Below are 24,814 nucleotides of genomic sequence, written 5' to 3'. Positions count from 1 at the left end.
AACGATCAGCGATTGCTCCGGACGTCGCGGACACAGTTAACGCCATCTGCCAATCCCCGCGCGAAACGGCGGATCGCCGGGAAAAGGCAAACCAGCTTGTTCCGGTGATGCCGGACATAGGTCGCCTCTTCAGCAACCTCGGCCAACAGGATGACGTCTCCGTCGCAGCAATCCTGTAGTGAAGAGAGGCCCGGCGAGAGCTGATCGCCGAGCACAAGCCGCAAGGTCCGACCGTTTGCGTTCAAATGTTGCGCCGGACGTAGGTGACTTCCTGGCCGCGGGCCGAGAAGGCACAGCGCAACCATTCACCATCCGGCCCGTACCAGAGGTCCAGCGTCAGCGATCCCTCGACACGGATGTGGCGCGCAGCGACATCCCTCCCGCCTATGGATAGCGTTTCGACGCCGATTTCACGGATCGTGACCGGCATTTCCTCGCCGGTCTCGGTGTTCAGGATGACGTCAGTGCCTTCCGAATAGCCCTGCCAATGGCTCGACAGTATCAGTCCTGCGGCGCGCTCGACGGTCAGCGGGTTACCGTCAACATCCGTACCGCGGCCTGTCAGGCGGTCGCCAGCGCGGTCCAAGGCAACCACTAGGCGCTTGCCATCCTTAAGCGTTTCGGCCTCGAAGCTGAGAAGGGTGTCGCCTTCGTAGACCTCCGTCGCATCATGTTCGTACCGGAACACCGTTATCGGACCGATCCGGACACGCAGATCGACATCGCTGGTTACCCTAAGCCGGTCGCCAATCTCCTCGAAGCGCAGGATGTGACTGCCGAACCGGCTATTGCCGCGATAGACGTCGAATTCGATCGTACCGGCGGTCGGCACGGCCTCGCGATTGGCGGCCAAAACCGGGTCCGAAGCGACGATGACAGCGAGAACGGAAAGAGCGATCCTGATCATGAAACGAGCCTCGCTGCCAAGGACATGAAAGGGTTACGGAATTTGTATCCGCCGAGAGAAACGGCGAAACAGATGCACGGTTCCCCAGGCAGTCCGACCGGACGGTGAGCAACACCCGCCTCACCATAACATACATCGCCGCGGTGATAGCTGCCCGCCTCGTCCGAGAATCCGCCGCTGAGGACCAGTGTCAGCTCCTCGCCGCCATGGTCATGGTGCGGAATGCCGGACCCGGGCTGAATTTTCAGCAGCCGGGCATCGACGCCCGGCTCTGACAATCGGTCGATTTTGCAGCCCTGAACGCCACCAAGACGACTGCGCCACGGAGTCACCCCGACCTCGAAGCCAAGCCGCGCCAGGGCTTGCGGAAATATCGGATCCCGGCAAGGCGCCGCGATGGGTTTTTCGATCTCCACATCCGGCTCCGGCACAACACCACGCCAGGAGTTCACTTCAAATGCGGTATGGCCGATCTGTTCGGCCAATTCGACTTTCCTGCGTATGGCCGGATTGATTTCTGCCGCTGAACCCACGAGCACGCGCACAGCCATCGGGGCGGCGGCGCTGGCATAATCGAGGATCCATTCATCTGGCAGGCTGGTTGGCACGATTCCAGCTCCTTTCCTGGTTTGGTCTTGTGTACGCAATGGCATCAAGTTCGGATCACTCCGTGGTGTTCCGCCTTGCGATGCCCTCGGCCGGTTCCTAGCTTCAAACCAGCTCGACGGAGACACGCCCATGAACAAGGCCGCCAGCATCATAGACCTCATCGGAAACACGCCGCTCTTGCGGCTCAACCGTGCATCGGAAGAAACCGGCTGCGAAATTCTGGGCAAGGCGGAATTTCTGAACCCTGGCGGCTCGGTCAAGGATCGCGCCGCGCTGACCCTGATCCGGGAAGCGGAGCGCCGCGGCGAACTCAAGCCGGGCGGCACAATTGTCGAGGGCACCGCGGGAAATACGGGGATCGGCTTGGCTATGGTCGGCGCCGCCCTCGGTTATCGCGTCGTAATCGTGTTTCCGCGCACCCAATCCAAGGAAAAGAAGGACGCCATCATTCTTCACGGCGCCGAGCTGATCGAGGTCGATGCGGTCCCCTATGCCAACCCTGCACACTATGCGCGCTACTCCGGTCGGCTGGCCGAAGAACTCGCCGGCAGCGAGCCCAACGGCGCGATTTGGGCAAACCAGTTCGACAATGTCGACAATCGCAAGGCACACTATGACAGCACGGCACCGGAAATCTGGCAGCAACTGGACGGCCGGATCGATGGCTTCATTTGTGCCGTCGGGTCAGGTGGTACACTGGCTGGCGTCTCGATGGCGCTCAAGGAACGCAATCGCGAAATCCGGATCGGCCTCGCCGACCCTGGCGGGGCAGCACTGTATGGCTATTATTCAGAGGGCGAATTATGCGCCGCCGGAAGCTCGATCATTGAGGGAATAGGGCAGAGCCGCATCACAGCCAATCTCGAGAATGCCGTGGTTGATCATGCCTACCGCATCCCGGACGAGGAAGCCCTGCCGATACTCTTCAACCTCGTCGAGGAAGAAGGCCTGTGTCTCGGCGGGTCCTCAGGCGTCAACATCGCCGGTGCCATCCGGCTCGCCCGGGAACTCGGGCCGGGACATACGATTGTAACCATCCTCTGCGATCACGGCTCGCGCTATAAGGACAAACTCTACAACCCGGAATTCCTGAAGGAAAAAGGCTTGCCCGCGCCGCGCTGGATGTAATCAGCGGAAAGGCGGCGAATACAGTAGACCGCCTTCTGTCCACTGAGCGTTCAGGCCCCGCCGCAAGCCGAGTTCGGACCCGGCACCGAGATTGCGGTCAAATATCTCGCCATAATGACCGGTGGCTGTGATCATCGTTACAGCAAAATCATTTTCGAGCCCCAGACGGCCGCCGAAATCGTCCTCCGCGCCCAACATGCGACGGATTTCCGGGTTGCGGCTGGTCTCCGCCATATCCGCAACATTCAGCGATGTCGCGCCAAACTCCTCGGCGGCAATCAATGTAAACAGCACCCATTGGGCCACATCGTGGAAATGTGAATCGCCGGCGCGGATGACAGGCCCTAGGGGCTCCTTTGAAATGACATCGGGCAGCAGGATATGCGCCGACGGCTCTGCGAGACCGACCCGCAATCCGGCCAAGGATGACAGATCGTTCGTGTAGACGTCGCAAACGTCGCTTTCATACGCGTCGAGGCCCGACTGCGCCGTGGGATACTCCCGCACCTCGACGGAGAGGTCATTGGCCGCAATGAAATCCGCGAGATTCAGCGCCGTCGTCGTGCTGGCCTGAACGCAGATTCGCGCACCATTGATATCGCGCGCGCTGGCGATACCGAGATCTGCCGGTACCATGAAGCCCTGTCCGTCATAATAGGCGATTCCGGCAAAATCGAAGTCCTGCCCGACATCGCGGGCGAAGGTCCAGCTGGTGTTGCGGATCAGAATATCGATCTCACCATCGGACAGCGCCCGGAAACGATCCGCCGTCGTGACGGGCACGAAACGAACATCATCCGCATTGCCGAGGATCGCTGCGGCGTAAGCGCGACATAGGTCCGTATCGAACCCGCTCCACTCGCCATCGTCGTCCTGCTCGGCAAATCCGGTCAGCCCGCCATCCACACCACAAAGCAACTCACCGCGCGCCTCGATCGCCCGCAGCGTCGATCCGGACTCCGCAACTTCTGCAGTATCCACGGCAATTCCTGCCAGACCGCCCAAAGTCACGACAACAGCCTCCCGCAGGCGGCGTGGCGACAGAAAGGACAGAGGCGACACCGGCGTAAAACTCCTGTTGAATGGCGGTAACTGCCATTGTTCTAACGGGGAATCGAATGAAGCGCGACACCCAATTATCACGCGCCGGCCGATCACATCTCGGCACGCGGCCTGTCAACGCTGCAATTGAACGCGCCTCCACCGTGCTCGCAGGAAGCGCTACCGAACTTTATAACCGTCCTGACGGCATCCCCCTTTACGCGCGCTTTGGCATGGAGGCCCAGAACGCCCTCAAAACCGCGCTTTGCGAAATGCAATCGGCCGACTATTGCGCCCTCACCCCCTCCGGACTGTCGGCCATGTCGCTTGCCACGATCGCTTGCGTGAAAGCCGGCGGCCACGTCCTTGCGGCCGATTGCCTTTACGGGCCAACGCGCATGTTTCTTGAAGACCTGCTGCCAAGCTGGGGCGTCGAGATCGAGTTTTTTGATCCACGCGCCGGTGCCGGCATCGCATCGCAAATTCGCTCCAACACCCAGCTCGTCTTCTGTGAATCTCCGGGCTCGCTGACATTCGAAATCCAGGATGTACCGGCCATCGCCAACGCCGCGCGAAAGGTCGGCGCGAAAGTGCTCGTCGACGACACATGGTCCGCCGGATTGAATGCCAACATGCTGGATCTTGGTGCCGACTTCGCGGCGCAATCCCTCACCAAATATGCAGGTGGCCATTCAGATGTGATGATGGGCGCCATTGTCTGTCGCGGCGAAAATGCCAAGCGTCTCAAGCTCGCAGAATGGCGGCTCGGCCTTTGTGTCTCACCGGACGATGCCTTTCTCGTTTCCCGTGGGTTGCGGACCCTCGCTCTCCGAATGGACAGAAGCGCCGCGTCTTCGCTCGATCTGGCCGAAAGACTGGCTGCGCATAGCGAAGTCTCGGAAATCCTCCACCCGGCGCGGCCGGATCATCCCGATAACGAAATCTACTGCCGTGATTTTACCGCTGCGGCCGGTGTGTTCGGGGTCCAGTTCAGGGATTGGGATATCCCGCGCGCGGAACGCTTTCTCGACGCGCTCGAAATCTTCGGGTTGGGATTCTCCTGGGGCGGGTATGAAAGTCTCGCCGTGCATTGCGACCCGCAATTGCGGCGCAGTTTCCGCGACGGCCGCAACGGCATTCTTATCCGTCTGGCTATCGGTCTCGAGGATATCGAAGACCTCTGGGCCGATCTGAAACAGGCGATCGCCGCTAGCGCCTGAATGGCGACCCCGGCAGGACTCGAACCTGCAACCGTCGGATTAGAAGTCCGGTGCTCTATCCAGTTGAGCTACGGGGCCAATTCAAACAGGCCCGAAGCCTGAACCGGCACTAGTGCGACCAGGGCTCTTTGCGGTCGGCCGAAAAATTCGCGGCATAGGATTTACGTTTGCGCACCGGGTCGGGTTTGTCGGTCACACGGAACGGAATGCCGTGCTTTTTGGCGTAAGCGACGGCCTGATCCTTGTCTTCGAACATTAGCTTTACTTGGCTCGCCGTTTCGCGGCTCGACGTCCAGCCCATCAGAGGCTCCGTACATTTAGCCATGCTCGGCTCGAATTCGAGCACCCAGATTTTCGTCTTGGCTTGCCCCGATTGCATTGCGTTTCGCGACGGGCGGTAAATCTTGGCAAACATGACGTCCCAACGCCTCCAGAAAAATGGTCGGGGCGGCAAGATTCGAACTTGCGACCCCTCGGTCCCAAACCGAGTGCTCTACCAGACTGAGCCACGCCCCGACATTTGTATCCAGTTCCTGTTTCGCGCTGTTTAGAGTTGCCGGGTCAGGCTGGCAAGCGCCTAGCCCTCATCGGCCGTGTCATCCGCAGCATCCTCGGTCGGGATTTCCTCGTCGGCAGTTCCATCTGCCGGCGACGCGTCCTGTACATTTTCGAAAATCGCGTGCCGAACCATGTCGCCCGGCTCGATCCCGGCATCGCGGGTCAGCCCGCCACGGACCTCAAGAACGCCCAAGACTGGGAAATCAGATGCCATGGAACGAAGCGAATAGGGCTGTGCATTGGCGACGATTTTCGCGATATGGCCATCTTCGGCAATGAAGATGATATCCAGCGAAATCGCCGTATTGCGCATCCAGATCGACGCAGGCCGAACGACCTCATAGTCGAACAGCATCGCTTCATCATCGGCCAGGGAATCGCGGAACATCAGCCCGCGTTGACGCCGTTCATCGGTATCGGCAATCAGCGCCGAAAACCGGATTTCCCCATCATCCGTTTCGACGATCACCGGTTCCGGATCACCGAAATCGATAACGGTGTCGGGGTGTGCAGGGTCACCAATCGGCGCCGGCGGCAACTGAGCCAATGCTGCAGAGGAAAAGAGGCCGAGAACGGCCAAAAAGAGAGCGTGTTTCATGGCGCACAAGCTAGCCGCGGCCTGAAGCAATCGCAATTGCCGATAACTGCTAATTCAGGCGTATTGGGTGGGATAGACTTCCGCTGCCAGAATGCCTTTCGGGCCGTCGGCGCATCTCGCCTGCATGGTTTCGCCAGGATGCACCTCGGCAATCCCGGCTTTTCGAAGCGTTGCCGCGTGCAGAAACACGTCACCCTCGATACCATCGCAATCGAGAAACCCGTACCCGCGATCGGCGTCAAACCACTTCACGACGGCTGCGCAGACATTCTCACCCGGCTCGCGTCGCGGATGAAACCGTCGCGGTCGAGGCACTTCCGCCTCGCCGCCTTCAATTCCCAAAATCTCGACGGCCTGCCGGCCCTTTTCGCCGGCGATGGCCAGGCACTTCACGCGTGCGCCTTCACCGGCAAACGACTTGCCGCACATCCGCAAGCGGCTCGCATGCAAAAGCACGTCACCTTGACCGTCGCGTGTCTCGATAAATCCGTATCCGCGCGATGGATCGAACCATTTGACGTGGCCTTCGACAATCTGCGCCAGTGATTCCGTCTTGGCTGATTCCCCCGCCATAATACCCCTCGCACTCAACTCACAGGGGAATTACTATAACAATTTCGTCATGGAAGGGAATTAAATCCGTATCGCAACCAGATCTGATCGCTCACAACGCAATAATAGCGGTATTTCAGTGAATTGACGCCGCGCTATGCACACCGGCAATGGCCTTATCCACCACTATGTTTGCAAATAACTCTGATTATCCGAAACAATTGTCGGAGTCGGCAGTCTGACATGACTTGAAGCGCGGAAGCCGATGGCAGGCCCTAGGGGAATCGAACCCCTCTTTCCAGGTTGAAAACCTGGCGTCCTAACCGATAGACGAAGGGCCCGCGCGATCGGAGGGCGTCATATATCTACTTCGCTGCCCGCACGCAAGCGTCGCTCTGCAGGGATTTTCATGTCGCTTCGGCCAAGTCCTCGAGATGGAACTGGACCCGCTTGTTTCCGCGCCATTCATCCAGCTTCAAGCGTCCCGCAGCATGCCAGACGGTCTCGCTTCCTCCCAGCAGGGACTGGCCTATAGGCTGGTCCGCCTGCCGGAACACAATGCCATTCACGCGTTGGCCCGACGCATCGGTCAGGCTGAAACGGACATGATCGGCACCGACGCGTTCGGCATAGGCGACGCGTACCGACGGCATAACGAATCGCGGCTCAGGAAAGCCCTGACCGTATGGCGCCGCGGCGCTCAGGGATTCGGCAAGTTCGACCGTTGCGCCAGACGGTGTCAGCACGGCGTCCAGAACCAGCGCCCGGTCACCATGCGACGCATCCCATTGCGGCTGTAATTGCGACGCAAGGAAGCGCGTCAATGCTTCGATTTTCGTAGCGTCCACCGTCAGCCCTGCTGCCATGGGATGCCCGCCGCCGGCCTGCAGCAGGCCGGCTTCTTTCGCCGCCCCGACAGCACTTCCCAGATCAACGCCGGCAACCGACCGTCCCGACCCCTTGCCGACGCCGTTTTCCGTACCGATGACGATGCAGGGCTTGCCGAACCTTTCCTTCAGGCGGCCGGCAACAATTCCAATCACGCCGGGATGCCAGCCCTCGCCGTGCGTCACCAGTAACGGTGCGTCACTCGCACCGGTTTCCAGTAGTTGCGCCCGGGCGGCGTCGAGCACGTCGGCCTCGATCTGCTTGCGTTCCGCATTGAGCGCGTCGAGCTCGGCGGCGATTTCGGCGCATTGTGCCGGGTCGTCACTGGATAGAAGCCGTGCGCCCAGATCAGCCTTGCCCACCCGACCACCGGCATTGATCCGCGGGCCCAGTACGAAGCCAAGGTGATAAGCCGACGGCGAGCCGGTCAGGCCGCCCACATCGGCAAGCGCCTTCATGCCGGCATGCGACCAGCGGTTCATCACCTTCAGACCCTGCGAGACAATGGCTCGGTTGATGTCCCTGAGTGCCACGACGTCGCACAATGTGCCGAGCGCAGCGAGATCTGCTAGCGCCATCAGGTCAGGCTCGTCCCGATCATCGAAACGGCCGCGGCGTCGGCCCTCGCGGTTAAGCGCCGCCAGCAGAATGAATGTCACGCCGGCTGCAGCCATGTGACCGCAACCGGATCGGTCCCCGGGTCGGTTCGGATTGACGATGGCGAGTGCCGGCGGCAAATCGGCGCTCATCAGGTGATGGTCGATCACGACCACGTCGAGCCCGAGCCGTTTCGCCGCATCCAGCGGTTCGTGCGCAGCTGCGCCGCAATCGACGGTGATGACCAATTCGGCACCCTGCGCCTTCAGACGATCAAACGCGTCTGCTGACGGACCATACCCCTCCTCGATCCGGTCGGGGACATACAGCAGCGCGGTCTGATCCAACTGCCGCAAATAGCGGATCAGCTGGGCCGCCGACGTGGCCCCGTCAACGTCATAATCGGCAAAGATCGCGAGCTTGCGCCCGCCATCAATCGCATCCCAGATCGCCACTGCGGCAGCATCCATATCAGTAAACGAAGACGGATCCGGAAAGAAATGCCGCAGCGTGGGTAGCAACACGGCTTCCGCTTCATCGGGCGAAATACCCCGTGCAGCCAGCATGCGCGCCACGATTTCAGTTGTTTCGGCTTTCCGGCTGATAGCGGCAACCAGCTCTGGATCGATGTCGCGCAGGCGCCATTCCCGTCCGGACAGAGAGCTTTCGACCTTGAGCCGCTCTGCCATACGCGTCAGCCGATCGGCCGCGTTGTGCGGATCCTGCGGACGATGGAGCCCGACGATTGCATGATCAGCGTTTCGGTTTCTACCTTGCCATCTGACTTGCGAACGCCATCGATCAAGCTGCCATGAAGGGTGACGCCTGTGGCGACGAACAGGCAATCGGACGACGCCAGCTCGGTGAGATCGTATTTCCTGTCCAGGTCGGTGATGCCGGTCTTCGCAGCCCGCGCGCGTTCATCGTCATTGCGGAAGAACAGGCGCGCCTGCATCTGTCCACCAACGCAGCGCAGCGCAGTGGCGGCGAGCACACCTTCGGGCGCGCCACCCTGGCCGACATAGAGGTCAATCCCCGCCGCCGGGTCGGTGGTGGAAATGACGCCGGCGACATCGCCATCAGGGATCATCATGACACGGGCACCGGTCGAACGGATATCGGCCACGATGTCTTCATGGCGCTCGCGCTCAAGGACACAGACGGAGATCTCATCTAACGCCACGCCGCGTGCTTTGGCGATGGCACGGACATTCTCCGAAGGCGATTTGTCCAGATCGATCACGCCAGCCGGAAGGCCAGGGCCGACCGCGATCTTGTCCATGTAGGTATCCGGTGCATGCAGAAGTCCGCCGCGCGCGGCGAATGAAACCACCGCCAACGCATTCGGCATGCCCTTGGCGGTCAGCGAGGTCCCCTCGAGCGGATCGAGCGCGATATCGATCTCCGGCCCTTCGCCGGTCCCGACCTCTTCGCCGATATAGAGCATCGGAGCTTCGTCGCGCTCGCCTTCGCCAATCACGATCCGCCCCTTCATCGCCATGGCGTTGAGTCCCGAACGCAAGGCGTCAACCGCGGCCTGGTCAGCGTCCTCTTTGCGGCCATAGCCGATCAGCGCGGACGCAGCGATGGCCGCGGCTTCCGCGGCGGCGACGGCGTCCAGCGCGAGGCGTTCCAGGTCACGGGCAATATTCATAATCTTGGCTCCGGCAAATGTCAGTCTATTGGAGACGGCGGGTCAGCACGTTCACGCGCGTCCTGTGCATACGATTCAGTATCGGAAACGCCGGATTGCGTCGCACGTTCGGCTTCAAACAACCTCTCGCGCGCTTCAAGCACGGCTTGCGCAGCTTCGTCGATTTCTTCCGGCGTTCGGGCTGGCATCTTGTCCGGTACGCTGGGCGGGGCAGCGTCGGCGTCATAACCCTCGGCGATCCGTGAATCGAACCAGCGCTGTTCGTCGGCGAAACCGCCTGGCAATTCGGGCGTCGCGCACGCCGCTGCCAGTAACGGCAAAATCAGGGTGATTTTTCGGATCAAAGCCATGCTCCGGAACTGGACGACGCAGCCGCTATCTATACGCTGTCGGCGAAGTCTGTCACCCGCCCGTGCACAGAACAGGGACCCTTGTCATGGCCAAAAAAAAGACGCCCACAACACCCCGCAAGCCGCGCCAGTCGTCAACTGTCCCCAAAACCGGATCGAAACCAGGCGTAGAGCGGAATTCGTCCCAAAAGGACAACGAGACCAGAACGCCCTCACCCGCTTTCGATCCTGCAAGCCTTTCTGCGTTGAATCCGGCCGATGTTGAAGCCCTCGACCACATGTCCCGCAACCTCATGCAGGCAGCGTTGAAGAGCCAGAAATTGATGTCGGATTCAATGCGAAAGGCGCTCGAAGGCAAAGTCGAATTCCCGGACACGGCGGCCATCAACACGACGCCGGAACTTGGCGAAGTCTGGACCAAGATCGTCTCCGATCCCGAAAAGCTGATGAATGCGCAGGCCGGCTTGCTGCGCGGTTATCTCGATCTCTGGAGCAACACGACGAAGCAGTTTCTCGCCGGTGGAGCAGATCCCGTGGTCCAGCCCGAACCGGGCGACAAGCGATGGCGCAGCGAGGACTGGAGCGAGATTCCGCTCTTCGACGCCATCAAGCAGTCCTATCTGCTGAACCAGAATTTCCTGATGGGGCTTGTGCAAGGCGTGGAAGGCGTCGATCCGGCGGTCAAACGCAAGGTCGAATTCCTGACCAAACAGATGGTCGACGCCATGGCGCCAACCAATTTCGCACTGACCAATCCAGACGTCATCCGCGAGACCATGCAATCCAAGGGCGAGAACCTCACCCAAGGGCTTGCCAACCTGGCGCGCGACCTCGAAGCCGGCGGCGGACGACTGGCGCTAACGCAGACCGACATGGAAGGTTTCAAGGTCGGTAAGGATCTTGCGGCAACCAATGGCAAGGTCGTTTTCCGCAACGATATCTTCGAATTGATCCAGTACGCACCGATGACCGACGCGGTAAAGCAAAGACCACTTCTGATCGCGCCGCCCTGGATCAACAAATTCTATATCATGGACATGCGCGAGAAGAACTCCATGGTCCGCTGGCTTTCCCAGCAAGGATTCACGGTGTTCCTCATTTCCTGGATCAATCCCGGGCCCGAGCTCAAGGACAAGACCTTCCAGGATTATATCGAACAGGGCTTGTTCGAGGCCATCGATGCGGTCAAAGACACCACCGGCGAGGACAGTGTTAACGCCGTGGGCTATTGCATTGGCGGCACGATGCTGGCCTCGGCACTCGCCTTGCTCGAGGCGCGCGGAGAAACCGACCGAATTGCCTCGGCAACATTTTTCGCCGCGCAGACCGATTTCGAGCTTGCGGGCGATCTTCTCCTGTTCGTCGACGATGCCTGGTTCAAGGAAATCAACCGTTTGATGGAAGCGCAGGGCGGCGTCCTCGACGGCCGCACCATGTCGGACACATTCAATCTCTTGCGCTCGAACGACCTTGTCTGGTCCTTCGTTGTCTCGAACTATCTGCTCGGCCGGCAACCACAGGCCTTTGATCTCCTGTACTGGAATGCCGACCAGACCCGCATGCCGCAGACCCTGCACCTCTGGTATCTCGACAACATGTACCGCAAGAACCGCCTGTCGAAGGGCGAGATAGAGATGGACGGCCACACGCTTGATCTGACCAAGGTCAAGACACCGGTTTTCATGCAGGCCAGCCGCGACGATCACATTGCGCCCTACCCTTCGGTGTACCGTGGCGCCAGGCGTTTCGGGGGTCCGGTCAGGTTCAAGCTGGCAGGCTCTGGGCACATTGCCGGCGTCATCAACCATCCGGGCGCCAACAAATACCAGCACTGGGTCAACACGGATCTGCCCGACACCGTCGAGGAATGGCTGGAGGCCGCCGAGGAAGTGCCGGGCTCCTGGTGGGAGGAATGGCGCGACTGGCTCTATGAACGCTCCGGCGAAGACGTGCCGGCCCGTGATCCGGCGAAGGGCAAGTTGAAGCCGATCTGCGATGCACCCGGCGAATACGTGCTGGTGCGGAGCTGATGCTGCGACGCTGGATGAAAGCGCTGAAGACGCGTTTCGAACCACGCCGGATCTGGGTGTCCGGTAACGCGCTCCATTTTTCTGCCGGCGGCCGACACTGCCGATTGTCGATTGCGGACATTGTGCGCATCGACGCCTATGCCAACATTGAACCGCCTTCGCGAAAATTCGGCATCGTCTATTCCGGCCGGAAGACCCGCATTGTCACGGTCGAAGACATGGACGAATTCCTGGCGGTATTCAAAGAAATCGCGGTCAATCTCGGGCTCGACGCGGATCGATTGGCCGAGGACATCGCGCTGCTCAGGGCTTCCAACCCGATCTTCGAAAGACAGGGAACGATGACGGCCGCGAACTGAAATCACGTTTTCGTATATTGTCATGGAATTGATACCGGTTCATTCTCTGGTGAATGAACACATGGGACGAATATCAGATCGCGCTCGCCGTTCACGAAGGCGGCAGCCACGCAGCAGCAGCTGAGCTCCTCAAAGTCTCGCAACCCACGATCAGCCGCGGATTGCGGGCGCTGGAGTCTCGACTAGGTGAGCCGCTGTTTGAACGCCGGGGCGGCGTCAACCGGCCCACGAACACTGGCGAGCTGGTCATCCGACACGCTATTCGCATGCGCGACGACGCGGCCGCCATCGAACGCACGGGCGCCGAGATCGGCGACGACATTTCGGGTGAAGTCGTTCTCACCGCAAGTGATGGCGTCGGGGGCGACTGGCTTCCGCATGTGCTGGCGCCGCTTCGTGACCGCCACCCACGGCTTGTACTGCGCATCAATCTCGGCATGCAGACAGCCAATCTGGCCGCAGGCGAGGCCGACATAGCCTTGCGCTGGGGTGGACCCGGAGATCAGCAAAGCCTGTTTTTCAAGCGTGCAGCAATCGTCGGCTGGGGATTTTATGCATCGCCCGACTATCTGGATGCGCATGGCCGTCCGGAGACGGCGGCGGACCTGGCTGGCCACAAACTTGTAGATTGGGGTTATATCGATCCGGCCGGCTGGCCGCCGGGGCCGGACGGGGAAGCCGTGCGTCCCCAGCAAGTCGCCGTCATTGCGAATTCCGCCACCAGTCACTTGCAGGCTATCAAGTCAGGGTTCGGCATTGGCATGACGTCACATCGACTGGCACGGCAATCCGATGGCAAGCTGGAACGCGTGCTTCCCGATCATGACTCGACGCAAAATCTTTTTCTTGTCGCGCATGAAGGCGTGAGGCGCAGTCGCCGGCACAGGCTCGTTTTCGACCACCTCTCCGAAGCCTTCAAGCGCGATGCCGCGCATTTCGAGAAAGGCGATTTTTCTGTTTTTCGTGCATGAAAAAGGAGCCGCTGCGAACACCGGCTCCAGGCGTGGACCCTGACTGACCCCTACTGGGCGGCAGCGAGGGTACGGGAAGAAAGGATGGTCTGGTTGGCCGCAACGATGCTCGCATCGGGCGCCAGGTCGTAGGCAATGGCCAGATGAGTATGGGCTTCAGCCAGTTGACCGTTCCGCAGCAGCACGACGGCATAATTGTTGTTTGCCTGCCAGCTCGCGTCGAGTTCGAGCGCGGTCTCGCATGCAACGAGCGCCACCTCTTCCTGGCCTTGCATGGCGCGCGCGGCGCACAAATTCGACCACGCCGCCGATCGGCGACTCCGCGTCAAGCCCCGTTCCGTCGCCTGCTGGGCAATCGCCGCGGCCTGCCGGTATTCACCCCGCTCGAACTTGCGAGCGCTCAGCTGGATAATGCCAGTCGCTGTGCTCTGTATGGCGAACTGTGGACCGTCAGCAGATTGTGCCTGCAGCGCTGGTGGTGCCAGCAATGCGACGGTGAGGAAGAAGAGTGTCACAATCGATTTCATTTTCGCCTCCTTGCGAACCAACGCAAACTAGGGGCATACGAAATCGTATTGAATGACCGAAATTGTATCCTGTTAGTTCGTTTTTGAATTAGTTGTCTCCACGCCGGAAGATGACGCGGACCCGAACTGAAGCTCGATATATCGCTGGTAGACGCCTTCGCGGCGGATCAGCGCCGCATGCGTACCTTCGTCGACCGCGCGCCCATTCTCCATCACGATGATCCGGTCGGCATTGCGGACCGTCGCGAGCCGGTGAGCAATAACCAGCGTGGTCCGATCTTTTGACGCTTTCTCAAACGCGGCCTGGATGACCTGCTCGCTTTCCGGGTCGAGAGCGCTGGTCGCTTCATCCAGCAGCAACACCGGTGAATCGCGCAACACCGCGCGGGCAATCGCGACGCGTTGCTTCTGACCGCCCGACAGCGTGCCGGCCCCCTCCCCCAATTGCGTGTCATAGCCTTGCGGTAGAGCACTGATGAAATCGTGCGCATTGGCCGCTTCGGCGGCCGCACGGATTTCATTGTCACTCGCATCGGGGCGACCGAACCGGATATTCTCGGTGACCGTGCCACTGAACAGTGGTGCTGCCTGTTGCACGACCGCAATCTGGCGACGCAGCGCCACGGGATCAAAGTCTCGAACATCCCGGCCGTCGAGCCGTACGACGCCGGCAGCCGGGTCGTAGAACCGCAAGATCAGCTGGAATATGGTTGACTTGCCGGCCCCGGAGGGTCCGACAAGCGCGACCGTCTCGCCGGGCTCGATTTGCAGGTCGACCTGACGCAACACCTCCACGTCGGGCCTCGCCGGATAGCGAAAGTCGACGCCTTCGAAAGACAGCGCGCCCGCGATTGGCTCGGGCATCTGCACCGGCGACAACGGCGCTGCGATATCAGTTTTGGCCTGCAACAGCTCCATCAACCGCTCGGTCGCCCCCGCGGCCCGCATCACTTCCGCATAGGTTTCGGTCAGCATTCCGACACCGCTGACTGCAACAAAGGCATACATCACGAACTGCGTCATCGCGCCGGGCGTGATTGCACCGGACTGGACCTGCACCGCTCCATACCAGAGCACGGCGATAAGCCCGGTCATGATGACGGTGAAGATGACCGCGGTCATTGCCGCACGAACACCGATCCGGCGCAGCGATACGTCGAATGTGGCCTCCACGACCTCTCGGAACCTGAAGCGTTCCTCCGGTTCCCGCGTGAAAGCTTGCACCGTTTCGATCGCCTGCAGGCTCTCGCTGGCGCGCGCCGAGGCATTCGCCAACTCGTCCTGCGACGAACGTGATAATCTTTGTACGCGGCGGCCGAAAAACAGGATCGGCAACAGAATGACGGGCCCGAGGCCCAGCACCATCAGCGCCAGCTGCCAGTTGACGACGACCATGAGGAGTAAAGCGCCGCTGGTCGTCGCAACGGTGCGCAGGGCAACCGATACCGAGGATCCGACGACGGTCTGGATCAGCGTTGTATCGGTCGTCAGCCGCGACAAGACCTCGCCGGTGCGCGTATCGACATAGAAGGACGGGCTCAGCGTCAGCAAGTGATCGAACACCGACCGCCGCAAATCCGCCACGACCCGCTCGCCCAGCCGGCTGATGAAATAGAATCGCAGCGCACTCGCGAGAGCCAGGGCCAGCGCGACGCCCATCCCGGCGAGAAAGTAAACTGACAGATCGTCTCCCATCGTGAACGCCGCACAGGCGGGGGAATCCGGCGCGCCGCCAAACCCGCAATCCACCACGAGGCGAAACGCGCCCGGGAGAACCAGCGTTAAGCCGGAGGCCAGCACCAGAAAGACAGCGAAGGCGGCAAGCAGGCCGGGATAGCGGAGAATGTACGGCAATAGCCGCTGCAGCGGCTTGGCACTGCGTGCCTTGGCGCGGTGCGCCGCATCGCGTTCGAGTTCGGCGGCAAAACCCGAGCCGCGATCGGCATCGGTCTGGTCCTGGGCGGCTGAGGATTCCGGCACGCCTCTGTCTCCTTGATGACGCGCCAGCCTAGACCGGCTTGCGAGCGATAACGAATAGCGATTGACTGGCTTTGGGTTCCCAGTCCTCGACAGTCTCAAATCCGGCGGCCGTAAGGTCTTCACGCAGCGACGGCACCGACAGGAAGTGAACCCGGGGCGCCCGGCCGACCAGACGCATGATGGCGATCATCGGCCCATAGAGCCAGGCCTTCGACTTGAGACAGACCGTGCTGGAAACAAAAAAGCCTCCCGGCTTCAACATATCCCACGCCGTCGCGATGCCTCGCACAGGATCCTCGAGAAGGTGCAGCAGGCTATGCATCATCACCACATCGTACGGGCCGGATTTGCCATCACTCGCTTCGATGTCGCTAACTTCGAACCGAACATTGTCGGCTCCCTGAACGGCCGCTTTTTCACGCGCAATCCGGATCATTTCCGCCGACACGTCGATCGCCCAAACACGGGTTACATGCGGGGCATGGATCAGTGCCGTCGTGCCGGTACCGCAGCCGATCTCCGCAATCTCGAAATCCGGTTCGAATAATGCCTGCGTCATGGCGAGCTTGCGCTGATAGGCGGCTTCATCTTCAACCGGACGCGCGGCGTATTTTTCGGCAATCCGGTTCCAGAACTCGGCTTTATCGGTCATGTTTTCGCTTCCCGCGGCTGATCTGCGGCCGTTCTACGCATACGCTACAGAATAATAAATTGCCGGAAACGGGCTGACTGTTATACGAAAACGTATGAATTGGCAGGCCATATCCTTTGACTGGAACCAGATCCGGGCATTTCTCGCAACCGTAGAGGAAGGAAATTTCAGCGCAGCGGCCAAAGCACTTGGATCAACTCAGCCGACGCTAAGCCGGCAAATTTCCGCGCTGGAAGAGGAATTGGGAATCACCCTCTTCCAGCGAGGCAAACGCTACATGATCCTGACCTCTGCCGGCCGCGAACTGGTCGACCATGTGCGCCAGATGGCCGAGGCTGCGACCCGGGTCTCTCTAGCCGCCTCCGGTCAGTCGGCCGAGCCCGCCGGGCTGGTTACGGTATCGGCGACGGGCTGGACCGCGGCGACCGTCTTGCCCGGTATCATCAGCGAACTGTCACGTTGCGCTCCTTTGATTGAGGTCGACATCATTGCATCGCGCAATGTCAGCGATCTCAACAAGCGAGAGGCTGACATTGCGATTCGGCATGGCCAGCCCACTCACCCTGACCTCATCGCAAAGCTCATCGGTAGCGACACGGGCTGTATCTATGCGCATCGGGACTGGCTGGTCGCGAACGGGGTTCCAGGGTCACTCGACGAACTGGCCGGACACTCTTTTCTGGGATTCGATCATCCCGACATCATGGTCGCCGGACTCGCAGAACGCGGCTTGCGGATTCGTCCGGAAGATGTCCGCTACCGCAGCACCAGCGGGCAGGTGTTGATCGAACTCGCACGCGCCGGCCTCGGCTTGACGGTCCTGACCGAGTCGGTCGGCAACCGGTATCCCGAACTTGAACCGGTTCTGCGCGAGGAATTTTCGGTCGATGTCCCAACCTGGCTGGTCACGCATGGCGAGCTGCACACCAGTGGCCGGGTGCGCATCGTGTTCGACCTGATCGCCAAGACTTTCGCCCAAATGAAAACGGGCGGCCCATCGGACCGCCCGTCTGCACAGGATACTTGGTAACAAGCTTAGCGCTTGGAGAACTGGAAGCTCCGGCGCGCTTTCTTCCGGCCATACTTCTTGCGTTCCACGACGCGGCTGTCGCGGGTCAGGAAGCCTTCAGCCTTCAACGGCTTGCGGAGTTCGGGTTCGTAAAGCGTCAGAGCCTTGGAAATGCCATGACGGACGGCACCGGCCTGGCCAGACAGTCCGCCGCCCTTGACCGTACAGATCACGTCGAATTCGTCCTTGCGTTCGGCAACTTCGAACGGCTGCTGCAGGATCATCCGCAACACCGGGCGAGCAAAATAGGTTTCCTGGTCACGACCATTGACGGTAATCTTGCCGTTACCGCGCTTGATCCAAACGCGTGCAACAGCGTCCTTGCGCTTGCCCGTCGCGTAGGCGCGGCCATGCTCGTCGATTTTCGGCTCCGGAAGCGCTTCGGTTTGGTCGGCGACAACTGGGGAATCGGAGTCCTGAAGGGCGTCCTTGAGGTCTTCGAGGGAGTGTGTGGTCTCGGACATCAGTCTAGCTCCGGACGTTCTTGGAGTTCATCGATTTGAAATCGATGACTTCCGGCTGTTGGGCTTCATGCGGGTGTTCCGTGCCGGCATAGACGCGCAGTTTGGAATACTGCGACCGTGCCAGCGGGCTGTCTTTCGGCAGCATGCGCTTGACGGCCAGCTCGACCACGCGTTCTGGATGCTTGCTGCGCAAGATCTTCTCCGGCGAGGTTTCCTTGATACCGCCCGGATGGCCGGTGTGGCGGTAATAGCGCTTGTCGCCCATCTTGTTGCCAGTGAAGCGGATCTTATCGGCATTGATGACCACAACATGGTCGCCGGTGTCGACGTGCGGTGTAAAATCGGGACGGTGCTTGCCACGCAGGCGGGAAGCGACGAAGGCCGCCAGACGGCCGACGACAGCGTCTTCGGCGTCAACAACGATCCACTTGTTCTCCACCTCCGCAGGCTTTGCGGTATAGGTTTTCATGACATATCTCTTCAAACTTGCTGCCGACGACCGGCACGTTGAGCCGCGCGACTTAGAGAGTCACCTCAAGAACGTCAATAGCTAATTCATTCATCAATTAATTCAATAGTTTGTAAATGCGGTATATCATTACCGTAAATTTGTGACGATTCTTTGAAAGCCTTTTCCCGGCGCGCTTTCCGGATTATTTCTAGTTCTTTCGCACATGGAGGAGCCTGCCGGATGGACCGCCGTCAGTTTCTTAAATCCGGAGCCGCCGCTTCGGCCGCCTTCTCGGGTCTGGCCCTGTTGTCAGGATGCCGCCAGCGGGCCCATGCCATTACAATTACACCGCCCAACCTCGCGCCGGATCCGGAACGCCTGCTCGATCTGCCACGCGGTTTTTCCTACAGCGTCATTTCAACGGAGGGCGATCGCATGAGCGACGGCCTTGTCACCCCGGGTGAATTCGACGGCATGGCGGCATTCGACATGCCCGACGGACTGACGCTGGTGCGCAACCATGAACTCAACCCGCGTCAGAACGGAAGATCGGCCTTTCCAGATCAATCTGCAACGGACGCAGGCCAGGAGCTCGCGAAATTCTACGATCCAGGGCAAGACGGAGCTGGCCTTCCAGGCGGAACAACGACCCTCGTTCTCGACCCGTCAACGCTCGAAGTCCGCCAGCATTTCCTGTCGCTTGCCGGCACCTACAATAATTGCGCCGGAGGTCCGACGCCTTGGGGCAGCTGGTTATCCTGCGAGGAAACCACCGGCCGCGCGGGCGGCCGGATGAGCCGCGATCACGGTTATGTATTCGAAGTTCCGGCCGCTGCGCGCGAACTCGTCGAGGCGCGGCCATTGCGGGCGCTGGGCCGTTTCCGACACGAAGCTGTTTGCGTCGATCCGAGGACCGGTATCGTATATCTGACCGAGGATGCATACGACGCGTCCCTGTTCTATCGCTTCATTCCTTATGAGCCGGGCAATCTTGCAGGTGGCGGGTGCCTGCAGGCGCTGAAAATTGCCAATGCCAGCGGTTTCGACACGCGCAACTGGAACGATCAAAGCATCGCGCAGGGCGACAGCCTGCGCGTGGAATGGATGGACATCGAGCAGCCAGACAATCTTCACAGCGATATTGCACTCCGCCATATTGCCGCGGGCGCCGCACACTTCACCCGGGGCGAAGGACTATGGTTCGGCGACAACGAGCTCTACTTCACCTGCACGGATGGCGGCGCCGAGCGCCTGGGCCAGATTTTCCGCTACACCCCCTCGCCTCACGAAGGGGGCGCCGGAGAGCCCGACTCACCCGGACGGCTCGAACTCTTTATCGAGAGCCCGGGTGATGGCGCGATGGAAAATTGCGACAATCTCTGCATCGCGCCCTGGGGCGATCTGATTGTGGCCGAAGACGGGCCAAGCGAGCAGTACATTCGCGGCGTGACGCCCGGGGGGCGTATCTATACGATTGCGCGCAACGCCTTCAGTGAACAGAGCGGATACAGCGAGTTTTGTGGACCATGTTTCTCCCCCGACGGCAGCATACTTTTCGTCAACGTCCAATCAGAGCCATCGCGGACCTTTGCCATCCGTGGTCCCTGGCACGCGCTGGGTGGATAACCGCGGCGGCTGCGATATTAGCGGCCTGCAGCCCCTCCACCCCGCCTGAAGATTCCGCGAGTCGCGAAACGCCGCCCGCTGATGACGGCTATCTCGAACTGGTTTCGACGGGGGTGATGGAGCGGATCGAGACCGATGGCGTATCGGCGATCACCTTCTTGCCCGATCCTGCGACAGTCTGGGCGGGATTGATTGCCGTGGCCAGTACCGAGGGCGGGATCGACCTGTTCAATCCCGATGGGGAGCCGGTGTATCGCATGACAGGCCCTCGCCTCTGGGGGCTGGCTGCAGCGCCGGGCTTTCAACTGCGCGGCGAAGCCTTGCCATTGATTTTTGGCGCTGACCGCAACACCAATTTGGTGCGCGCATATGCACTTTTGCGATCCGGTCCGGAAATTATCGAAGCGCCGATCGAGCCTATCGGTCCCGAAGGCGAAATCGCGGCCGTTTGCGGCCTTGGTGAAGGCATCGGCTATGTCGACCTGATGGTATTGTCGCGCGGAACGACAGCGGAAATCTGGCGCATATCCGACAATGGAGGCGAGCGTATTGGCGCCGACCGGCGCGCACGTTTCGAACTACCGGCACCGGCCCGGACATGCGCTGCCGGCAATGACGGCATTTATGCATCCGGGCCGGCCGGCGGTATTTTCCGGCTCGACGCCGACGGCAACGCGCTGGTGCAGATCGACGGTTTCGCCAGCAGCCTGGCGGCCGGAGAATTTCTCGGCCGCCCGGTCCTCATCTTGTCCGACGGGATTTCCCGCACGCTCGAGATTCGCGATGGCACATCACTCGAACTGATCGGCAATGCCGTCATCCGCAACGGTTTTTCGATACCCGGAATCGAGCAGCCGGGCGCGCTGGCCGCATCGGCAGCGTCTTTCGGCGGCGCCTCCTATCAAAGCGGTCTGGTCGCCATCGCTGACGAGACGGACGGACGTGTCCGCCTGATCGCCCGCGAAACCTTTGCGCGTGGGATTACCGACGTGAACTAACCGGGCGTGTTGGTTGCCGCCGCAATGCGTCGCATCTTCCAGGCCACGATGGCGGCAACCGCGAAAAGGGCAATGGCTCCACCCTGGTGAATCAGAGACAGCCACAAAGGCGCCGCGTGTACCAGTGTCGTGATGCCGAGCACGATCTGAATCAGCGTCAGCGCGCCAATCCATAGCGCGGCGCGGCGAAGTTCGGCATGTCCGTCACGCCACAACAAGAAGCACAGAACAGCGGCAAACAAGGCTACCAGGTAGCCTGTCCACCGATGGTGAAGCTGGACGGCCGGACGGCTTTCAAAGGCCGCCTGAAACCAGCCCATGCCGGAGAGATAGCCATCGGGGATCACACGCCCTTCCATGAGCGGCCAGGTCGTGTAGATGCGGCCCGCGTCAAGCCCGGCAACAAAGGCGCCAAGAATGATCTGGACAAAGACCAGCCCCCAGAACACCGCGGCGACAGGCGCGACGCGATGCGGCGTTCGCGAGCTGACGCCGTAGCGGGCTTGCAACGCGATCCAGATCGATGCACCGAGGATCACGAACGCCATTCCCAAGTGTGTGGCCAACCGATACTGACTCACATCCAGTCGGTCGACCAGCCCGCTTGAAACCATCCACCAGCCAATCGCCCCCTGCAGCCCGCCGAGCGCGAACAGCACCAATAGTGGCCGTTTCAGCCGCTCCGGGATCATGCCGCGCAACCAGAAGATCGCGAACGGAAGGGCGAACACCAGGCCAATCAGGCGTCCGAGAAAGCGATGGCCCCATTCCCACCAATAGATGAACTGGAATTCGCCGATCGACATGCCGCGGTTCTGGACCTGGTACTCCGTCGTCGAGCGATAGAGTTCGAGCTCCGCTTCCCAGCCGGCTTGCGTGAGCGGCGGGACGATGCCTGTGACCGGTCGCCACTCGGTGATGGACAGGCCGGAATCGGTCAGTCGTGTGGCGCCGCCGACGAGGATCATGGCGGACACCATTGCAGCAACGACAAGAAGCCAGATGAATACGGCCTGGCTGGTCTGGGGGCGGGCAAGTGACATGGCGACTCCTTCCGGCGCTGACTTACCTGTGCCGGCGCCGAAGGCAAGGCCAGGCGCCCATTCGCCGCAGGTGGGAAAAGGGGCTCGCCTGTGCGGATTCTCACGCTAGTGTTTTTACCGACAAAGTGACCGATGGGGAGAATAATGAGCGACCTCGAAACCTTCCGCAAAGAAACCCGTGCCTGGCTCGATGCCAACTGCCCGGAATCAATGCGGCAACCGATCAAGGGCGAAAAAGACATTTGCTGGGGCGGCAAGCGCTTCGAGTTCGCCAGCGCGGACCAGAAGGCCTGGCTGGAACGGATGGCGGAAAAAGGCTGGACCTGCCCCGTCTGGCCAGCCGAGTACGGCGGCGGCGGTCTGTCCAAGGAAGAAGCCCAGGTACTCAAGGAAGAAATGGAGCGGATCAAGGCGCGACCGCCTCTCATATCCTTTGGCATCTGGATGCTGGGACCAGCCTTGCTCAAATACGGTACAGAAGAACAAAAAAAGCACTACCTGCCGCAGATAACACGTGGCGAGATCCGCTGGGCCCAGGGCTATTCCGAGCCGGGTGCAGGTTCCGACCTCGCGGCGTTGCGAACCAAGGGCGAAGACAAGGGCGATCACTGGGTGGTCAACGGCCAGAAAGTCTGGACCAGTTATGCCGATGAGTGTGACTGGATCTTCGCGCTCGTGCGCACCGAGCCCGACGCTCCCAAGCATCTGGGCATCTCCTTCCTTTTGATCGACATGACGTGGGACGGTGTCTCGACCAAGCCGATCAAGCTGATCTCCGGCAAGTCACCCTTCTGCGAAACCTTCTTTGACGACGTGAGGGTGCCCAAGGAGAATATCGTCAACGAGCCGGGCCGCGGCTGGGATGTCGCAAAATACCTGCTGTCACACGAACGCGCCAACATCGCCGGCGGTGGCAGCGGCGCCCAGATGAACCCGGTGGCAGCCGCGCACAAATCCGGTGAAATCGATGATGACGGGCGCGTGGCGGACCCGATCCTGCGCGGTGATATCGCCCGCCTCACAATCGACGCGCTGGCTTTCGAAACGACCTTGCAGCGCATCAAGGACCAGGCCGATTCGGGACAGGGTGTGGGCGCAAAGGCTTCAATGCTGAAATACTACGGCACGGAGCTGAACAAGCGCCGGCACGAGCTCAACATGTCGGCGCTCGGCAGCGATGGCCTGCTCTGGGAAGGCGACGATCCCGAAGATGGTGATCCGGCCCGGTCTTGGCTACGTTCGCGGGCCAATTCAATCGAAGGCGGAACGTCCGAGATCCAGCTCAACATTCTGGCCAAGCGCGTGCTTGAGCTTCCTGGCGGCTAAGCGGAGATCACAGAACATGACTTATCTTCTGTCCGAAGAAGAACAAATGCTCCGCGACAGCGCGAAAGCGTTTCTCGAGCAGAAATCGCCGGTCTCGGAACTTCGCCGATTGCGGGACGAGGGCTGCAAGGACGGCTTCCGTCACTCAGTCTGGCATGAGATGGCCGAAATGGGCTGGAACGGCATCCTCATCCCCGAGGAATATGGCGGCGTCGATATGGGCTATGCTGCAGCCGGTCTCATCCTCCAGGAAATGGGTAGAACCCTCGCCGCCACGCCGTTTCTCGCGTCGTCCGTCCTGTGCGCCACCGCCCTGCGCCTCGCCGGAACGGACGCGCAAAAAGGCGCGCACCTGCCGAAGATCGCTGCGGGCGAGAAAGTCTACGCCCTCGCAGTCGACGAAAAGGCGCGCCATGATGCGACCGTCATCGAGGCGCTCGCCCGCAAAGACGGCAACGGTTTCAAGCTGAGCGGCAAGAAGCGCTTTGTGGCGTGCGGCAATGGCGCCGACATGCTGATTGTTGCAGCAAAAACCGATGATGACGGTATCGGCCTGTTCCTGGTTGATCCCGGTACAGACGGCGTCAGCCGCACGCTGCGCCGTTCCGTCGACAGCCATGCGCCAGCGGACATTGACTTCGATGATGTGAAGCTCGACGGCGATGCATTGCTGTCACAGACAGACGACGGGCGAGCTCTGCTCGACACTGTGCTGAATGCCGGCCGCGCCTGCCTCGCAGCCGAACAACTCGGAATCGCTGAAGAAGCATTCGGTCGCACCATCGACTACATCAAGGAACGCGAGCAATTCGGTCAGAAGATCGGTTCCTTTCAGGGCCTGCAGCACCGTGCGGCCCACCTGCTGACCGAGGTCGAGATGACACAGTCACTGGTGATGAAAGCCTTGCGTCAGCTGGATGAATCGCCGTCTCAGGCGCCGCTCTGGATTGCTGCCGCAAAAGCCAAGGCGACCAAGGTCGCACGCCTTGCGGCTGCCGAGGCGATCCAGATGCATGGCGGCGTCGGCATGACCGACGAGTACGAGATCGGCTTCTTTTACAAGCGTGCCCAGGCAGCTGGAGAGTTTCTCGGCGATGATGCATGGGGCGCGGCACAAGTGGCCAGCATGAGCGGTTATTGACCAATATCCGTGTCAGGAATGGAGCCGCACTCTCGGGTGCGGCTCTTTTTTTTTGCCATCCTGCCGCCGCAATTG

General features: G+C 60.7%; 26 protein-coding genes and 3 tRNA genes. 10 read left to right on the top strand and 19 right to left on the bottom strand.

Annotated elements, in window-relative coordinates:
* Window positions 1-5: 5 nt before the first annotated feature.
* The 3 genes from ACOOFN_RS13605 to ACOOFN_RS13595 are packed head-to-tail and all read right to left on the bottom strand — an operon-like array spanning window position 6 to window position 1,515.
* A complete protein-coding gene (locus ACOOFN_RS13605; RefSeq protein WP_420432392.1) occupies window positions 6-245 on the bottom strand; it encodes a cryptochrome/photolyase family protein in 240 nt (79 codons plus the stop codon).
* Window positions 242-907 (bottom strand): DUF6134 family protein, encoded by a 666-nt coding sequence (locus tag ACOOFN_RS13600; protein WP_420432390.1) that lies wholly within the window; start codon window positions 905-907, stop codon window positions 242-244. Before ACOOFN_RS13600 ends, ACOOFN_RS13605 begins: the two co-directional genes overlap by 4 nt.
* Window positions 904-1,515: a cupin domain-containing protein gene (locus ACOOFN_RS13595; RefSeq protein WP_420432388.1), complete on the bottom strand. Its 612-nt coding sequence runs from the start codon at window positions 1,513-1,515 to the stop codon at window positions 904-906. Before ACOOFN_RS13595 ends, ACOOFN_RS13600 begins: the two co-directional genes overlap by 4 nt.
* A gap of 130 nt (window positions 1,516-1,645) precedes the next feature.
* Between ACOOFN_RS13595 and ACOOFN_RS13590 the strand changes: the two genes are divergently transcribed.
* The gene (locus tag ACOOFN_RS13590; RefSeq protein WP_420432384.1) at window positions 1,646-2,644 is read left to right on the top strand and encodes a cysteine synthase A; all 999 of its coding nucleotides are present in this window, start codon (window positions 1,646-1,648) and stop codon (window positions 2,642-2,644) included.
* Here the strand turns inward: ACOOFN_RS13590 and ACOOFN_RS13585 are convergent, their stop codons facing one another.
* A complete protein-coding gene (locus ACOOFN_RS13585) occupies window positions 2,645-3,655 on the bottom strand; it encodes an amino acid ABC transporter substrate-binding protein (RefSeq protein WP_420432382.1) in 1,011 nt (336 codons plus the stop codon).
* A gap of 107 nt (window positions 3,656-3,762) precedes the next feature.
* Between ACOOFN_RS13585 and metC the strand changes: the two genes are divergently transcribed.
* Window positions 3,763-4,905 carry a cystathionine beta-lyase gene (gene metC / locus ACOOFN_RS13580; RefSeq protein ID WP_420432380.1) on the top strand — a complete coding sequence of 381 codons (1,143 nt, stop codon included), beginning with the start codon at window positions 3,763-3,765 and terminating at the stop codon, window positions 4,903-4,905.
* Window position 4,906: 1 nt separating this feature from the next.
* Here the strand turns inward: metC and ACOOFN_RS13575 are convergent.
* From ACOOFN_RS13575 to ACOOFN_RS13535, 9 genes are all read right to left on the bottom strand, one after another.
* A tRNA-Arg gene (locus ACOOFN_RS13575) sits at window positions 4,907-4,983 on the bottom strand.
* A 31-nt stretch (window positions 4,984-5,014) separates the two neighbouring features.
* A complete protein-coding gene (locus ACOOFN_RS13570) occupies window positions 5,015-5,320 on the bottom strand; it encodes an ETC complex I subunit (protein WP_420432378.1) in 306 nt (101 codons plus the stop codon).
* 24 nt (window positions 5,321-5,344) lie between these two features.
* A tRNA-Pro gene (locus ACOOFN_RS13565) sits at window positions 5,345-5,421 on the bottom strand.
* Between the two features lie 61 nt (window positions 5,422-5,482).
* Window positions 5,483-6,061 carry a DUF192 domain-containing protein gene (locus ACOOFN_RS13560; RefSeq protein ID WP_420432376.1) on the bottom strand — a complete coding sequence of 193 codons (579 nt, stop codon included), beginning with the start codon at window positions 6,059-6,061 and terminating at the stop codon, window positions 5,483-5,485.
* Window positions 6,062-6,115: 54 nt separating this feature from the next.
* Window positions 6,116-6,634 (bottom strand): cold shock domain-containing protein, encoded by a 519-nt coding sequence (locus ACOOFN_RS13555; protein ID WP_420432374.1) that lies wholly within the window; start codon window positions 6,632-6,634, stop codon window positions 6,116-6,118.
* A gap of 245 nt (window positions 6,635-6,879) precedes the next feature.
* A tRNA-Glu gene (locus tag ACOOFN_RS13550) sits at window positions 6,880-6,954 on the bottom strand.
* Window positions 6,955-7,020: 66 nt separating this feature from the next.
* Complete coding sequence (gene recJ, locus ACOOFN_RS13545) at window positions 7,021-8,787, bottom strand: single-stranded-DNA-specific exonuclease RecJ (RefSeq protein WP_420432372.1); 1,767 nt, start codon at window positions 8,785-8,787, stop codon at window positions 7,021-7,023.
* A 5-nt stretch (window positions 8,788-8,792) separates the two neighbouring features.
* Complete coding sequence (gene glpX, locus ACOOFN_RS13540) at window positions 8,793-9,752, bottom strand: class II fructose-bisphosphatase (protein ID WP_420432370.1); 960 nt, start codon at window positions 9,750-9,752, stop codon at window positions 8,793-8,795.
* Between the two features lie 20 nt (window positions 9,753-9,772).
* Window positions 9,773-10,096: a hypothetical protein gene (locus ACOOFN_RS13535; protein WP_420432368.1), complete on the bottom strand. Its 324-nt coding sequence runs from the start codon at window positions 10,094-10,096 to the stop codon at window positions 9,773-9,775.
* A gap of 284 nt (window positions 10,097-10,380) precedes the next feature.
* Between ACOOFN_RS13535 and phaC the strand changes: the two genes are divergently transcribed.
* Genes phaC through ACOOFN_RS13520 form a run of 3 tightly spaced genes read left to right on the top strand, consistent with a single transcriptional unit; the run spans window position 10,381 to window position 13,462 of the window.
* A complete protein-coding gene (gene phaC / locus ACOOFN_RS13530; RefSeq protein ID WP_420432366.1) occupies window positions 10,381-12,132 on the top strand; it encodes a class I poly(R)-hydroxyalkanoic acid synthase in 1,752 nt (583 codons plus the stop codon).
* Window positions 12,132-12,491 carry a hypothetical protein gene (locus tag ACOOFN_RS13525; RefSeq protein ID WP_420432364.1) on the top strand — a complete coding sequence of 120 codons (360 nt, stop codon included), beginning with the start codon at window positions 12,132-12,134 and terminating at the stop codon, window positions 12,489-12,491. Before phaC ends, ACOOFN_RS13525 begins: the two co-directional genes overlap by 1 nt.
* A 53-nt stretch (window positions 12,492-12,544) precedes the next feature.
* Window positions 12,545-13,462 carry a LysR family transcriptional regulator gene (locus tag ACOOFN_RS13520; protein ID WP_420432362.1) on the top strand — a complete coding sequence of 306 codons (918 nt, stop codon included), beginning with the start codon at window positions 12,545-12,547 and terminating at the stop codon, window positions 13,460-13,462.
* 50 nt (window positions 13,463-13,512) lie between these two features.
* Here the strand turns inward: ACOOFN_RS13520 and ACOOFN_RS13515 are convergent, their stop codons facing one another.
* The 3 genes from ACOOFN_RS13515 to ACOOFN_RS13505 form a co-directional block, all read right to left on the bottom strand.
* Complete coding sequence (locus ACOOFN_RS13515) at window positions 13,513-13,989, bottom strand: hypothetical protein (protein WP_420432360.1); 477 nt, start codon at window positions 13,987-13,989, stop codon at window positions 13,513-13,515.
* A 72-nt stretch (window positions 13,990-14,061) separates the two neighbouring features.
* The gene (locus ACOOFN_RS13510) at window positions 14,062-15,969 is read right to left on the bottom strand and encodes an ABC transporter transmembrane domain-containing protein (RefSeq protein ID WP_420432358.1); all 1,908 of its coding nucleotides are present in this window, start codon (window positions 15,967-15,969) and stop codon (window positions 14,062-14,064) included.
* Window positions 15,970-15,997: 28 nt separating this feature from the next.
* On the bottom strand, window positions 15,998-16,621 hold the full coding sequence (locus ACOOFN_RS13505; RefSeq protein WP_420432356.1) for a class I SAM-dependent methyltransferase: 624 nt from the start codon (window positions 16,619-16,621) through the stop codon (window positions 15,998-16,000).
* 94 nt (window positions 16,622-16,715) lie between these two features.
* Here ACOOFN_RS13505 and ACOOFN_RS13500 point away from each other — a divergent pair, with 94 nt between their 5' ends.
* A complete protein-coding gene (locus tag ACOOFN_RS13500; protein ID WP_420432354.1) occupies window positions 16,716-17,651 on the top strand; it encodes a LysR family transcriptional regulator in 936 nt (311 codons plus the stop codon).
* 5 nt (window positions 17,652-17,656) lie between these two features.
* On the opposite strand, the gene rpsI is transcribed toward ACOOFN_RS13500, so the two are convergent.
* Window positions 17,657-18,154 (bottom strand): 30S ribosomal protein S9, encoded by a 498-nt coding sequence (gene rpsI / locus ACOOFN_RS13495; RefSeq protein WP_420432352.1) that lies wholly within the window; start codon window positions 18,152-18,154, stop codon window positions 17,657-17,659.
* Window positions 18,155-18,158: 4 nt separating this feature from the next.
* On the bottom strand, window positions 18,159-18,623 hold the full coding sequence (gene rplM / locus ACOOFN_RS13490; RefSeq protein ID WP_420432350.1) for a 50S ribosomal protein L13: 465 nt from the start codon (window positions 18,621-18,623) through the stop codon (window positions 18,159-18,161).
* Window positions 18,624-18,845: 222 nt separating this feature from the next.
* Between rplM and ACOOFN_RS13485 the strand changes: the two genes are divergently transcribed.
* Together ACOOFN_RS13485 and ACOOFN_RS13480 are read left to right on the top strand one after the other, a co-directional pair.
* Window positions 18,846-20,231: an alkaline phosphatase PhoX gene (locus ACOOFN_RS13485; protein WP_420432348.1), complete on the top strand. Its 1,386-nt coding sequence runs from the start codon at window positions 18,846-18,848 to the stop codon at window positions 20,229-20,231.
* Between the two features lie 113 nt (window positions 20,232-20,344).
* On the top strand, window positions 20,345-21,229 hold the full coding sequence (locus ACOOFN_RS13480; RefSeq protein WP_420432346.1) for a hypothetical protein: 885 nt from the start codon (window positions 20,345-20,347) through the stop codon (window positions 21,227-21,229).
* Here ACOOFN_RS13480 and ACOOFN_RS13475 read toward each other — a convergent pair.
* Window positions 21,226-22,272 carry a COX15/CtaA family protein gene (locus tag ACOOFN_RS13475; RefSeq protein WP_420432344.1) on the bottom strand — a complete coding sequence of 349 codons (1,047 nt, stop codon included), beginning with the start codon at window positions 22,270-22,272 and terminating at the stop codon, window positions 21,226-21,228. The two genes, ACOOFN_RS13480 and ACOOFN_RS13475, sit on opposite strands and share 4 nt — an antisense overlap.
* Before the next feature lie 144 nt (window positions 22,273-22,416).
* On the opposite strand from ACOOFN_RS13475, the gene ACOOFN_RS13470 reads away from it, so the two are divergent.
* A complete protein-coding gene (locus ACOOFN_RS13470; RefSeq protein ID WP_420432342.1) occupies window positions 22,417-23,598 on the top strand; it encodes an acyl-CoA dehydrogenase family protein in 1,182 nt (393 codons plus the stop codon).
* Between the two features lie 16 nt (window positions 23,599-23,614).
* A complete protein-coding gene (locus ACOOFN_RS13465) occupies window positions 23,615-24,739 on the top strand; it encodes an acyl-CoA dehydrogenase family protein (protein WP_420432340.1) in 1,125 nt (374 codons plus the stop codon).
* Window positions 24,740-24,814 lie beyond the last annotated feature (75 nt).

Source organism: Hyphobacterium sp. (assembly GCF_965217055.1).
Taxonomy (GTDB): domain Bacteria; phylum Pseudomonadota; class Alphaproteobacteria; order Caulobacterales; family Maricaulaceae; genus Hyphobacterium.
The sequence above is the reverse complement of the archived record's forward strand: the minus strand, read 5'-3'. Positions and strand labels throughout refer to the sequence as shown.

Coding starts and splice junctions, on each gene's coding strand:
- rplM (WP_420432350.1), bottom strand. CDS start 18,623: ATGAAAACCTATACCGCAAAGCCTGCGGAGGTGGAGAACAAGTGGATC.
- metC (WP_420432380.1), top strand. CDS start 3,763: ATGAAGCGCGACACCCAATTATCACGCGCCGGCCGATCACATCTCGGC.
- ACOOFN_RS13600 (WP_420432390.1), bottom strand. CDS start 907: ATGATCAGGATCGCTCTTTCCGTTCTCGCTGTCATCGTCGCTTCGGAC.
- ACOOFN_RS13590 (WP_420432384.1), top strand. CDS start 1,646: ATGAACAAGGCCGCCAGCATCATAGACCTCATCGGAAACACGCCGCTC.
- ACOOFN_RS13470 (WP_420432342.1), top strand. CDS start 22,417: ATGAGCGACCTCGAAACCTTCCGCAAAGAAACCCGTGCCTGGCTCGAT.
- ACOOFN_RS13515 (WP_420432360.1), bottom strand. CDS start 13,989: ATGAAATCGATTGTGACACTCTTCTTCCTCACCGTCGCATTGCTGGCA.
- ACOOFN_RS13570 (WP_420432378.1), bottom strand. CDS start 5,320: ATGTTTGCCAAGATTTACCGCCCGTCGCGAAACGCAATGCAATCGGGG.
- ACOOFN_RS13500 (WP_420432354.1), top strand. CDS start 16,716: ATGAATTGGCAGGCCATATCCTTTGACTGGAACCAGATCCGGGCATTT.
- ACOOFN_RS13560 (WP_420432376.1), bottom strand. CDS start 6,061: ATGAAACACGCTCTCTTTTTGGCCGTTCTCGGCCTCTTTTCCTCTGCA.
- ACOOFN_RS13465 (WP_420432340.1), top strand. CDS start 23,615: ATGACTTATCTTCTGTCCGAAGAAGAACAAATGCTCCGCGACAGCGCG.
- ACOOFN_RS13485 (WP_420432348.1), top strand. CDS start 18,846: ATGGACCGCCGTCAGTTTCTTAAATCCGGAGCCGCCGCTTCGGCCGCC.
- recJ (WP_420432372.1), bottom strand. CDS start 8,787: ATGGCAGAGCGGCTCAAGGTCGAAAGCTCTCTGTCCGGACGGGAATGG.
- rpsI (WP_420432352.1), bottom strand. CDS start 18,154: ATGTCCGAGACCACACACTCCCTCGAAGACCTCAAGGACGCCCTTCAG.
- glpX (WP_420432370.1), bottom strand. CDS start 9,752: ATGAATATTGCCCGTGACCTGGAACGCCTCGCGCTGGACGCCGTCGCC.
- ACOOFN_RS13520 (WP_420432362.1), top strand. CDS start 12,545: ATGAACACATGGGACGAATATCAGATCGCGCTCGCCGTTCACGAAGGC.
- ACOOFN_RS13525 (WP_420432364.1), top strand. CDS start 12,132: ATGCTGCGACGCTGGATGAAAGCGCTGAAGACGCGTTTCGAACCACGC.
- ACOOFN_RS13555 (WP_420432374.1), bottom strand. CDS start 6,634: ATGGCGGGGGAATCAGCCAAGACGGAATCACTGGCGCAGATTGTCGAA.
- phaC (WP_420432366.1), top strand. CDS start 10,381: ATGTCCCGCAACCTCATGCAGGCAGCGTTGAAGAGCCAGAAATTGATG.
- ACOOFN_RS13505 (WP_420432356.1), bottom strand. CDS start 16,621: ATGACCGATAAAGCCGAGTTCTGGAACCGGATTGCCGAAAAATACGCC.
- ACOOFN_RS13475 (WP_420432344.1), bottom strand. CDS start 22,272: ATGTCACTTGCCCGCCCCCAGACCAGCCAGGCCGTATTCATCTGGCTT.